The sequence below is a fragment of the Spiroplasma clarkii genome, assembly GCF_002795265.1.
Lineage (GTDB): Bacteria > Bacillota_I > Bacilli_A > Mycoplasmatales > Mycoplasmataceae > Spiroplasma_A > Spiroplasma_A clarkii.
On the sequence record NZ_CP024870.1, the window covers coordinates 716,937 to 729,250 of the forward strand.

Sequence of the window (12,314 nt, forward strand, 5' to 3'; positions counted from 1 at the left end):
AAAAATTATTAAAGCTTTTAGTAGCAACAGCTACAATAATGCTGCAAAAATAGTTAATTTTTAAAAATTAACTATTTTTTTAATTTTTCAATAAAATACTGTAATAATTTTTATTTTGAAAAAAATATTCACGGGTTTTAAACTATAATAAAGGTGTAGAAGTAATGACTAGACTTTGAGCTCGTTAATTTACTTTATTCTAATAGCTAAATGCAAATTTTTTTTGCCATAAAAAAATCTTGTCAAGCTAGTTGGTAGAGCAAGGGAGGCAATTTTATGAAAAAACTATTAAAAATAATGACTTTTAGTTTTAGTGTTGTTATTGTGGGATCTCAATTGACTCAAGTTGTTGCTTGTACTAAGACAAGATTTGTACTACCAAATCAAGTAAATACTTTAAGTGAGGCCCAGATAGCTCTTGTGGATTACCGAGAAAAACAAGCGTCTCTAGCAAAAACAGTTAGCGTGTGAGTAAAAGAATTAGAATAAAAAGGCACAAGTGTAGCTGAATCAAAAAAAATGAAAATGAATTCATATGATTTTCAGTGATTGTATTGCCTTGATATGATTATTATTGCTATTGAAGCTCGAATTGAACTGTTTAATGCAGCAAAAAATAACCATGATATTGGCTATAAAAAAGATTTAATTTCTCAAGCTTTTATTAGATATGCAGCTATTGGTAGACAAGAAGGGAATTATATCGAAGAAACATTGAGTTTTATTGAAAGTTTAGCAGATTGGGCAACTAGCGGTTTTTAGGCTACTAGTTATTAACGGAAAAAATTAAAATTTCTTAAAATACCCTTTAAATAAAAGTGTTTAATACGGCATAAAGATTGCAATTTCAGAATATTACCATTATAATAAAAACATTAAAGAAATCAGTCTATTTATAGACCCTAACTTTTCTTTAATTAAAAATTGTATTTAAAAAAGGCAGGTGTTATTTATGAAAAAGTTACTTTCAGTTATTTCGAGTCTCTCAATTGTTTCAACAAGTGCATCAGCAATAGTTGCATGTAATTCAGACCCGCTTCCGATTGCAGGGAATGACCCAAACTCTATTGGAGATAAAATTCCTGACACTGAAACCACTGAGGACTATTATAAATGACTTGGAGATCAAAATGTTGGAGATTTTGACCCTGATAGAGCTCAAGAATTAGTTGTAGATTCAGAGAAAAAGGTTGTTATCAATAATGTAAATAGTACATTAGTTGCAACTAAATTGAATGAACAATCTTGAGTTAATGCTGGGAACTTGTATGATTCTATTTGTACCAACATTCTTCGCAACATTTATGGAATCAATGTTATTAACCAAGTTGGTGATTATACCCACTTCAATATTTTCTTTCTAGGATTAAGTGTAGAAGACTTAATATCTCCAGAACAATGAATTGAAAATGACTATGGTGATCGAGTTTCTTCAGGACTTTACAGAGTTCAAGCAACTCAAAGTAGTCCAAATATTACTGGTTCATTCCAATTTGAATTAAGTTATCACGACGATCAAGACTAAAACTAAATACAATTTATAAGTTTAAAACTATTTTTAAACTTGCCTAAATTACAATGACCACTAATAATGGTCTTTTTTTTATTTTTTTGAAGTAAAAATCTAAATTGGAGTAAAATATAAATGACAGGGGGGATAAAAAAATGTCAGTTTTAAACAAAAAAATTAAATTTAACAATGGTGAAGAAATACCACAATTTGGTTTAGGAACTTATAAATTAGATGATGAGAAAGCAACTTATGATGTAATTATTGCTGCCTTAAAAGCAGGTTATTTACACATTGATACTGCTCAAATCTATGGAAATCAAAAGTTAATTGCAAAAGCTTTAAAAGATAGTCAAGTTCCTAGAGAACAAATTTTTATTACATCAAAAATCTGAAATTCAGATCATGGTTATGAAGAAACTAAAAAAGCAATTGATCGTATTTTAGCTGAATTAGAAATTACTTACATTGATTTAGTACTAATTCATTGACCAACACCAAAACGTCTTGAGTGTTGAAAAGCACTAGAAGAGGCAGTAGCTGCTAAAAAAATACGCTCAATTGGGTTAAGTAACTTCCAAATTGTGCATATTGAGGAATTGCTAAAAAATTGTCAAATTAAGCCAGTAATTAATCAATTTGAATTACATCCAGCTTTACAAAGAAAAGATCTAGTAAAATACTTACAAGACAATGATATTGTTGTGGAATCATGAGGTACTTTAATTAGGGGTAAATGTTTTGAAGTTGAGCAAGTTAAAGTCTTGGCTGAAAAATACCAAAAATCTCCAGCTCAAATTTGTCTGCGTTGAGCTTTCCAACAAGGATTTGTGATTATTCCAAAATCATCAAAACCACACAGATTAATTGAAAATACTGAGATTGAAGATTTTGCCTTAACTGCAGAAGATATGGCTTTACTGGCAACCATTCCTGAATACAGAGATGGTCCAGATCCAGATAATTTTGATTTTTAAAGGAACAAAAAATGCTCTTAATTAGAGCATTTTTTTAAATAAAACTTAAAATCTCTTTTAATTTTACTTTATTCACAAAGTGATTGCCAAGATATTCATTAAAACACAAAACAATTTGACCTTGTAAGTACTGGTTAATATCCATTGCCCTTAGTTGCTGTTGTTTTTCATGAAGGTGTTTGGCTTTAAGATCTAGTTCATTGGCAACTGCATGGATAAATTTTGTGGCCTCAAACTGTTTTGTTGCAAGTGAATTTGTTAATTTATTAGTTAAAATTTTTACAGTGGCTTCAACTAAATCCTTAAATTTATCAATTAAATTGGTCTTACCATCATTTAAAAGGTATGATCTACCATAATTAAAAAAATCTTGCTCAAAAATATTGAGTGCCATTATTACTTCTTCTTTTTGCATGTTTCTTTAGACTCCATTTTCTATAAATATTTTACAATACTTTAGTTCAACAAAATAGATTTATCTAAAATCTAGATACTTAATTCATTGTTATCAAAACAAAAAAGGACTAAATGTTATCAAAACAAATTTGGACTTTATTATAATAATAAAGGAAATCAGGGAATAAAAATGAAAAGAAATTATAGAGGTAAAAGACAAATGAAAACCAACAAACATATACAAGATATTATTAGGGAGGTTGCTTTATCCAGGGATAAAGCAACCAAAAGAGAACTTTTGATAAAAAGTGGTGGTAGTAGATCATGGTTTTATGATGCCATTAAAAAATACAAAGAAATTGGTGAGGCCTTCTTTATCCACAAAAATAAAAACAATAAGCATGCTCAAAAGCGAACCCATATGCAAGCACTAGAGATTAGCAGGATTTTTAGGGATGAGTACTTAAACTGTAATTTTAGGGATTTTATGCGCTATTTAAAAGCAGATAAAAGATATGACTATCAGTGGGTGAGTTATTCATATATTTACAATATTTTAAGATCTAAAAATCATTGCTCAAAACTGGCACATAAAAAAACTATCAAATTGTTAGCAAAAGAAGAAGAGTTGAAAAATAGACCTCAAAGTCTACTGGTTCCCTCCTCAGCTACAGAAAGAGCAAAAGAAAATATCCATATTGCAAGGCCAAGAACCCAAAGGCGTGGTCATGTTGTTGAAGCTGATGCTACATTTTGAAGATTCAGTGATGAGGAGATTTGGGCATTGCATGGTTATATTGATGAGGCAAGTGGAGAGGTTTTAGGATTATATTTTGATCATCAAGAAACTACTGAAGGTTATTTCAATGCTTTGAAACCGGTCTTAAAAAATTATGGGACTTTTGAAGTGCTAAGAACTGACAAACGCAGAACTTTTTGGAGTGAAAAAAAAGAATCTTCGCCCGAAGATTCTCGAATTCAGTTTGCATTTGTAGCTAAAAACTTAGGTATTGACATCCAATCATCAATTTCACCACAATTCAAACCAAGGATTGAAAGGCTCTGAAAAACCATTAAAGGTACAATCACTACCTTTATGGAACAAAATAAAGTCACAAATATTAATGAGGCCAATCTAGTCTTACCAAAATTTGTTGAGTATTTAAATAATCATGTTGTAACCCTTCAAAAAGATTTTACTACAAATTCATTCAAAAAATTTGAGGGAGATCTAAATATTATTTTGGGACACAAATCAATTAGAGTGGTTGCAAGGGATCTAACTGTTACCTATGAAAAGAAAAAGTACTTTATATGCAATTTCACAACACCATTAAATATACCTAGACGAGAGATTATGATAATTCAATGTTGTGATGGTAACCTTATCGCATCACTTGGTGATAACTATTATAGTATGATTGAATTTGATAATGAAATGCTCTACAAATCAAAAGTTGTTCTTGAAAATGAAGGAGTGAAACCTGAAGATATGCCACAAAAAATTAAAAACAACTCTGTCTGAGCTCAATCAAACTTTATCTTTTTTAAGAAAAAATACTCAAGTTGATATAAAAAGCACTCCTATTAAACTAGCAATTTATTAAAAGTTGTATTAAAATTACTAAAAGTCCAAATTTGTTTTGATAGCTACAAGATTTATCTAAAATCTAGATACTTAATTTTTAAAAAATATCTAATTTCTTGTCCCAAAATATAGCATTTTGGTAGCAAAACAAGGAATTTTGTCCCAAAAAAATTCTTTTTGTCCCATTTTGAGATTTTAATATATAATATTGAAGAGGTGAGCCAATGGAGCGATTAATACAAATAGACCCAAAAATTTTGTTAAAACTTGCAGAGTTTGTTCAAGAGGGAAATATTACAGAGAGACAAAAAAAGATATTGTTTAATCAAATTTCTGAGGTTTTACAAGAAAATAACATGAGAAAAGAATCAATTTATATTAAAGATTTACTGGGGCATATTGCATATGCTAAGGTTTTAAAAGAAGCAGATGAAATTGATACCACTAAGTTTCAGTTTTTAAAAAGTGAGCTGTTAAGTGAAGAGCTACCAAAACAAAGATTAGGTAGACTTGTTGAAATAATTAACAATGATCATGTTGTTTATAAGTTTAATGGTTTGAAAATCTTTATTTATGGAAAACCAGGAACCGGAAAAACAAGTTTAGTTCAGACATTGGCAGCAGCAACTAAAAAACATCTATACTCAGTTTCTGCCAGTAACATAATTTCATCAAGACTTGGAGAAACTCAAAAAAATATTGATAAATTATTTGAAGAAATTAAAGAAGCCCATTATGGCTCAATTATTTTAGTAGATGAATTTGATTCATTACTGGGATCTAGGGATAGAGAAATTAATGATGAGTACTATAGAATGATTGGTACTTTTAATAAAAATCTAGATAAGTTACCAAAAGGTTCAATAGTGATAGCGATTTCAAATAAACCTAGTTTCATTGATGATTCGACTCTAAGACGATTTAATTTAAAAATTGAAATGAATGAAATTAGTTTAGATGATTTAGTTAAGACTTTTGTTTGCAGAGCAAAAGACTTTAATTTTGAAGTTGATGAAAACCTAATTAATAAAATTGCACAACTAAAGTATGATGATTTAAATTATTCACTGGTTGAAAATGTCATTTCCATTGCTCTTTTAGAGGAAAAATCCATAGAAGGGGCATTTGCAAAGTTTTTAAATCTTTCCTTAGATGATCTGAAAAATAAAAAATTTACATTGAGAGAAATTGAAAAAGTTAGTGGGATTAGTAGGTCAACACTACAAAGGAAAAGAAAAGATGGTGAATAGTCTTGAATATTGTTAAATATAGGGCTCCCCACAGAATTGTTCCTCAAAATTCTAGTGGTGGCATTGATTATACAAAATTAAGTTTTAATTTTGTATCTCAACTTAAAGACATTTTAAAAAGCTGTTTAGAAATTTTTGAAAATTTTAAAAAATGAAGTGAATTTACTACATTACCAATTTCAATTACATATTCAAAATTGGTTCCAAAAACATCTAGAGTGTCAAAGTTATTTAAGTTAAGAGATTCAGAACCATTTCAAATCGGTTCTGAATATATATTTTCAAAAGATGCAGAAGATATTCAAAAGATTCGCATTGTTTATGAATGTGGACTTGAAGATGTAAGAAAGACTTATACTAATCTAAGTCAGCTTTTTGAGATTATTAATAAAAACTATCCAAATATAGATTTATTAATGGCCACAAAGCTTAAAGAAATTAAAAATTCTAATGATTTAAAATCTAAACAAAAAAAACCAAAATTTAAGGAATTTATTAAGAACAATTTTAATCTGTTAAAAAATAAGCATTGAGAAATTTTAAAAGACCTAACTTATATAGAAAAAGTTGAAATTAAAATTTGAAATGAGTTTGATAAAGCACCAATATTTTCATTTTTACCATTAAAGTCAGTAGAACAATGAATAATAATTTTGGGAAAATATGATATTAATATTAAAAAAGAGTGATTAATTGCAGGTGAATATTGAAACATAAACATTGAGGATGTTAACAAAATTGTAAGGCATTTTCCATATGCATTTGCATTTGCAACCAATGATGTAGAATGTTGCTTAGAATCTGATGAGTTTATTGATAAGATTGATATTGATATTGAAATGCAAAGTAATAGTAAATTTAATAAAGAAATAATTGGTGTTTTTGATTCATATTGTGACTTGCCAAGTTCTTGGTTAGAACATGCTGTGATAAGTAGTGAAAAACTAATTCCAATTTCTAAAAATAGAGATACAGCACATGGTACACAAGTAGCATCATAATAATTGGGAATGACTTAATTAACAGTTCATATAAGGACAATTTAGGGTTATTTAAAATTAAATCATTTGAAGTTTTACCGCAGGGAACAATATTGGTGAGTACATTAGTTCGGGAAATTGAAAATGTAATTAAAAATAATTGTGATACAATTAAAATTTGAAATTTATCAATTGGTTGTGAGAGAATAGGGAAATGTATTTCTTTTTTTGGGAAATTCATTGACCAACTCCAATATATTTATGATGTGTTATTTATAATTGCTGCTGGTAACTATGGAGACAATAAACTCATTATGCCTGCAGACTCATTAGCTGCTATTGCAGTGGGCACAGCTTATAAAGATACTAATAACAAAATAAAAACCTGGAGCAAATCTGGAACTGGTAAAGTTTTTGGGACATATGAAAAGCCAGACTGTTATGAAATCGGGAATGCAATTGGTGCTTCAGATTGAAACCAAGACCCACAAATTACTTTAAGTGGGCCATCTCAACCCAAAGTTGAAAATGGAACTTCATTTTCTGCACCCTTAGTTGCTCGAAAGGATGCATATTTGTTGGGAAAATATAATTTGAATGTTCAGTCAACCAGAGCATTAATTAAACATTTATCTTCATTAAATCCAAATAAAATATGTGACTTAGGTATTTTAGATGATTTCAAAAATGATTGACTTATTCTTATTGAAGGGAGCACCGAAAAAGGTCTACTTAAAGAGGTTAGAGTCAAATTACCTGTAGATTTTTTTTCAAAAACAGAATTTGTTGTAGCATACTCACTATCATATAATGTTCCAGTTTTGAATGACATCGGTGATGAGTACACACCTTTTGATCTTTTTTTTAAACTTGCTAAAGTTAATGGAGATAACAAAAGACCAAACATAATAAAAAGTAATAATAATAAAAATGATGGAGTTGATGCTAGTGAGAGCACTTTAAGAAAGCACTTTGGTAAATTCAACCCAAATATTGTGTTGATTAATAACAGTTTTTGTAACAAAACACCAATTAAAATTTCAGCAACAGACAACGAGTTTGGATTTGTAATTAAAAGAACCGATCTAGTTGGGTTTGAAACTGAATCAATTGGATATGGATTGATAGTTCATTTGAGAGAAGTTGTTGAAAATTCACTAAGTTCATTTATTGATTTAAATGCAGAAAATATTATTGAAATAATTGACTTGGAACAAACCATAGATGACTTAGAAATCAAACAGTAAAGTTATATAATATTTCTGAGAGGTTCTTTATTTGCTTAACCAATAAGAAAATAATACAATCGATAATAATGAAAAATTAAAAAAGATTAAAAAAAATAAAAGTCTGTGCTATGATAATTGTGATAGTAGTAGAGGACCAAAAGTTCAGCCAGGCATAGAAAATATGCGGCAAACTCAGGAAGCTATTGATTGATATACTAAAAAAGAACTAGATGTTTTTTTTATAAGGTCTTTGCTAGTCCTTTTTTTATGCCTAAACAATAAGAAAATAATGACAATTTAGCCATAATCATTTTATAATATCTTTGTTAAATTTTGTTTTTATTTGATATAATTTTTTAAGAAGAGGGCGAATTTATATGGACAAATATTTGTCGCAAAAAAATGAAAATTTAGAAAAAGAACTAGAGACCAATTTTGAAGAGGGTTTGACTAGTGAACAAGTAGAAGATCGACTGCAAAAGTATGGAAGAAATGAACTGCCTCAAGGAAAAGTAACGCCTTGATATTTAATATTTTTAAAGACATTAACTCAACCAATCCAGATAATTTTAATCATTGCTGCAATTATTAGTGTAATTGCACCATTAATTTCAAATCACTGAGAAGTTCACTTTGAAGTATTTATTGACTTTATGGTTATTATTTCTATTGTTTTGATCGATGGTATTTTAGAAACCGTTCAAGAGGTTAAGGCCCGTAAGTCAATGGATGCCTTAAAAGAAATTTCAAAACCTAAGGCAGTTGTCATTAGAAATGATGGTCAACAAGAAATTGATGCAGGTGAACTTGTAGTTGGTGACATTGTAGTTTTAGAAGCAGGAAAATACATTCCAGCAGAACTAAAAATCATTGAAGCCAGTGATTTAATGATTGATGAATCAATTTTAACAGGTGAATCAGTACCAGTTGAAAAAATTGACACCCCATTAGCTAAAACTACTCAAATTTTAGCTGAAATGAAAAACATTGCTTTTATGTCCACTGTTGTAACTGCAGGTAGAGCAATCGGGGTGGTTATTAAAACTGGAAAAGATACAGAAATTGGAAAAATAGCTACTTCAATTAATGAAAATGATGAAAGTCACACTCCATTAGAGAAAAAATTTAATCGTTTTACAATGATTATTGCTTTAATAAGTTTCTTGATTGGGATTGCTATCTTCTTGACTTTGTTTGTTTCTGGAGATCAAAAGGCATGAGCAAACCATTTAATGGTTGCCATTACCTTGGCAATTGGAGTTATTCCTGAGTGTTTAGCGGCCATTATTTCAATTACTTTAAGTTTTTCAACAAAAAGAATGGCAACTGAAAATGTTATTGTAAAAAAACTACAAGCAGTTGAAACTTTAGGTAGTGTTAATGTTATTTGTACTGACAAAACAGGAACCTTGACTCAAAATAAAATGACTGTGCAAAAAATCATTATTAACAACCAAATTATTGATGGTAAAAAGTATAGTCTTGAGAAAAAAGATGAGCATGCTGATTATTTCTTAAAATCATTGGTTTTATGTAATGACTCAGTAACTGAAGGTTTAGAGAGAATTGGTGACCCAACTGAATTAGCTTTGGTGGATTTTGCTGAATCTATGGGCTATGATGAACAAGATGCTCGTGATGAGTGAAAAAGAATTGATGAAATTCCTTTTGATAGTGAAAGAAAAATGATGACTACTGTTAACAACATTAATGGTGTCAACACCACATTTACAAAGGGAGCACTAGATCAACTTTTAAAACACTGTACTAAGATTATGGTTAATAACACTGTTCGAACTATTACCCAAGCAGATAAAGATAGTTTATTAGAAATTGCCAATAAACTAAGTGATGATGCTTTGAGAGTGCTGGCTTTTGCATATAATACAAGCTATGATGTTGAACCCGATCAAGACGACTTAGAACATGATTTAACTTTCATAGCAGGGGTTGCTATGATTGACCCAGTTCGTGAAAGTGCAGTAAATGCTGTAAAACAAGCCCATGATGCTGGGGTTAAAGTTGTTATGATTACAGGTGACCATGCTGTAACTGCTTTGGCAATTGCCAAAGAGTTAGATATTGCTCACAGTATGAATGAGGTTATGAGTTCAGAACGTTTAAACTCATTAAGTGATGATGAATTATACCAAATTATTGAGCAAATTAATGTTTTTGCTAGAGTTAACCCTGAACATAAAGTTCGAATTGTTGATGCCTTTCAAAGAAGAGGTAACATTACCAGTATGACTGGGGATGGAGTTAATGATGCCCCATCTCTAACAAAAGCAGACATTGGAGTTGCTATGGGGATTACTGGAACAGATGTAGCAAAACAAGCTGCAGACATTATTTTAACTGATGATAACTTTGAAACTATTATTAAAGGAGTTAATGAGGGGCGAAATGTTTATCAAAAGATTAAGCGAGCAGTAACCTTTGTTATTGGGGTCAATATGGCCAATGTTATTTCAATCTTTGTCTTATCAGCCTTAAATAGTGTTTCACCAGTGGAAGCCACAAATATTTTGTGAATGAACCTAATTGTTGAGTCTTTAATAGCCATTTCAATGGGTATGGGAGCCAATGATAACAGCTTAATGAAAGTTAAACCAATTAAAGGTAAAAATCCTTTATTTAGGGGTATTTGGTGATCAATGATTAAGATCACTATGTTTACTTCAATTGCCTCAATTGCTGCATGATACTTTGGAATGGGTTTTGTAAATACACAAGTTATTGAAAGTGCTTTAAGTCAAGCAGGGTACAATGAGGCTCAGGTTAGTGAAATTTTAATTAGAAATAACCATGGTTGGTACCAAATTTTTAAAGATCACAATGTTTTAATAAGTGCAAAAGTTATTATTGGTAACTTTGGTAGAACTGCAATGTTTATTGCAATTACTTGCGGACCTTGTGGTTATGCTAATTTAATTAAATTATCTCAATGACAAACAAGTAAAAAAATTAACATTATTGTCAATAAACCATTATGAATTTGTTCAATGGGAGCACTAGGACTTAACATTATTGTTATTTTTGTTCCTGGGTTAAATACAAGTATTCTTAACTTAATTCCTCTAACTGAGTATCAAACTGCTTGATACTTAATCCCAGTGTCGCTAGCTATTGCAGCAGCACCAACTTTTATTATTTTAGCTCTTGATGGTATTGTTTTTGTGACTTATCATTACTTTCCAGATCCAAAAAGAAGAAACCAAATGTTAGTGGCAGAAATGATAAAATCTGACAAATTATTAGCTGAGAAAAAACGTAAAAAAGCAAAAGCTAAAAAACAAAAAGAAGAAGCAGAAGCAAATAAATAATCTTGCAATTATTAGTGTTTACAAGTTAAACCACTAAAGACAAGTTAAGTAAAAACAGATAAATTTATCTGTTTTTTTATTGAAAAATTGCTTAATTTATATTAAGCTGTGCTTAAATTAAGTTTTATTTTCAATTATGGTGCTTAATAGCCTAGATAAGTACTAGTTAAGTCCATATTTATCTTCATATTTTAAAGCAATTGTCATGATTTTCTTAATTTTTTAAGAAAATAATGTTTATTATTTGGTTTTTAGGACTTTAAAATACGGTTTGAATTTAAAATTTAACACTTATAATATTGAAAACTACGCGAATAAGTGTATAATACTTTTAGGCATTTAGTTATGCTACATGTATGAAAGGGAACAAAATATATGAAAAAATTATTAGGGTTACTTGCAGCAACAGGGTTAGTTGCTAGCACAGGATCTGCAGTAATTGCTTGTGGAGAAAACACAGATTCAGCAATTACAACTGAGGCAATTAAAACAGCTGTTAAAGGTTTTTTAGAAAATGGAAAAAGTGATTATACAACTACAGAATTAAAAGCATTATTAGATAAGGAAGAAAGTGCAATTCCTGGAGTTGCTAATTGAACTATAACTGCAAAATCAGGAACAGCATCGACAGCAGTATTTGAATTCGCTGTTGTAGAGGGGTATGTTTTAGATGATAATGCTGAAAAAACTACTGGAACATTTGAAATCACATATCTTTTAGCTGTTACACCAGTGCAAAAAACACCAATCACTACTGAGGAAATTGAAACAGAAGTTATTGCTAAAATTGGTGCTACAAAATATGCTAACATTGCTGCTTTACAAACAGCATTAGATGGTTTTGTAAGTGATATTGATGGGATCACTAGTTTGACTGCTGCTGAAGTTGAAGATAGCTTAGATGCAATAGTTACATTTGAACTTGAAGAAACTTATGAATTAGATGGAGAAGTTTATACTTTTACTCTTGAAGATATCATTGAAGAATAAGACTTACCTCATTTAATAATAAATATATTGTTTATTAAAATAATAATCTACTTAAATTACTCAAATAA

General features: G+C 29.7%; 11 protein-coding genes. 10 read left to right on the forward strand and 1 reads right to left on the reverse strand.

Annotated features, from left to right (window positions below; all coding sequences use genetic code 4):
- The first annotated feature begins 276 nt into the window (after positions 1-276).
- The 4 genes from SCLAR_RS03175 (at position 277) to SCLAR_RS03190 (ending at position 2,487) form a co-directional block, all read left to right on the forward strand.
- The gene (locus SCLAR_RS03175; RefSeq protein WP_100254492.1) at positions 277-489 is read left to right on the forward strand and encodes a hypothetical protein; all 213 of its coding nucleotides are present in this window, start codon (positions 277-279) and stop codon (positions 487-489) included.
- A 30-nt stretch (positions 490-519) separates the two neighbouring features.
- Positions 520-762, forward strand: coding sequence for a hypothetical protein (locus SCLAR_RS03180; protein WP_100254493.1), 243 nt, complete (start codon positions 520-522; stop codon positions 760-762).
- A 190-nt stretch (positions 763-952) separates the two neighbouring features.
- Entirely contained in the window at positions 953-1,525 is a 573-nt protein-coding gene (locus SCLAR_RS03185) for a lipoprotein (protein ID WP_100254494.1), read from the forward strand.
- 140 nt (positions 1,526-1,665) lie between these two features.
- Entirely contained in the window at positions 1,666-2,487 is an 822-nt protein-coding gene (locus SCLAR_RS03190) for an aldo/keto reductase (RefSeq protein WP_100254495.1), read from the forward strand.
- 34 nt (positions 2,488-2,521) lie between these two features.
- Here SCLAR_RS03190 and SCLAR_RS03195 read toward each other — a convergent pair whose 3' ends face one another.
- Complete coding sequence (locus SCLAR_RS03195) at positions 2,522-2,902, reverse strand: hypothetical protein (protein ID WP_100254496.1); 381 nt, start codon at positions 2,900-2,902, stop codon at positions 2,522-2,524.
- Positions 2,903-3,073: 171 nt separating this feature from the next.
- Here SCLAR_RS03195 and SCLAR_RS03200 point away from each other — a divergent pair, with 171 nt between their 5' ends.
- From SCLAR_RS03200 to SCLAR_RS03225, 6 genes are all read left to right on the forward strand, one after another.
- The gene (locus SCLAR_RS03200; protein ID WP_100254497.1) at positions 3,074-4,474 is read left to right on the forward strand and encodes a DDE-type integrase/transposase/recombinase; all 1,401 of its coding nucleotides are present in this window, start codon (positions 3,074-3,076) and stop codon (positions 4,472-4,474) included.
- A 221-nt stretch (positions 4,475-4,695) separates the two neighbouring features.
- A complete protein-coding gene (locus SCLAR_RS03205) occupies positions 4,696-5,721 on the forward strand; it encodes an ATP-binding protein (protein ID WP_100254498.1) in 1,026 nt (341 codons plus the stop codon).
- A gap of 2 nt (positions 5,722-5,723) precedes the next feature.
- A complete protein-coding gene (locus SCLAR_RS03210; RefSeq protein ID WP_100254499.1) occupies positions 5,724-6,722 on the forward strand; it encodes a hypothetical protein in 999 nt (332 codons plus the stop codon).
- Between the two features lie 95 nt (positions 6,723-6,817).
- Positions 6,818-7,948 (forward strand): S8 family serine peptidase, encoded by a 1,131-nt coding sequence (locus tag SCLAR_RS03215; protein WP_100254500.1) that lies wholly within the window; start codon positions 6,818-6,820, stop codon positions 7,946-7,948.
- Between the two features lie 359 nt (positions 7,949-8,307).
- Positions 8,308-11,256, forward strand: coding sequence for a cation-translocating P-type ATPase (locus SCLAR_RS03220; protein ID WP_100254501.1), 2,949 nt, complete (start codon positions 8,308-8,310; stop codon positions 11,254-11,256).
- A 375-nt stretch (positions 11,257-11,631) separates the two neighbouring features.
- Positions 11,632-12,246, forward strand: coding sequence for a lipoprotein (locus tag SCLAR_RS03225; RefSeq protein ID WP_100254502.1), 615 nt, complete (start codon positions 11,632-11,634; stop codon positions 12,244-12,246).
- The last annotated feature ends 68 nt before the right edge of the window (positions 12,247-12,314 follow it).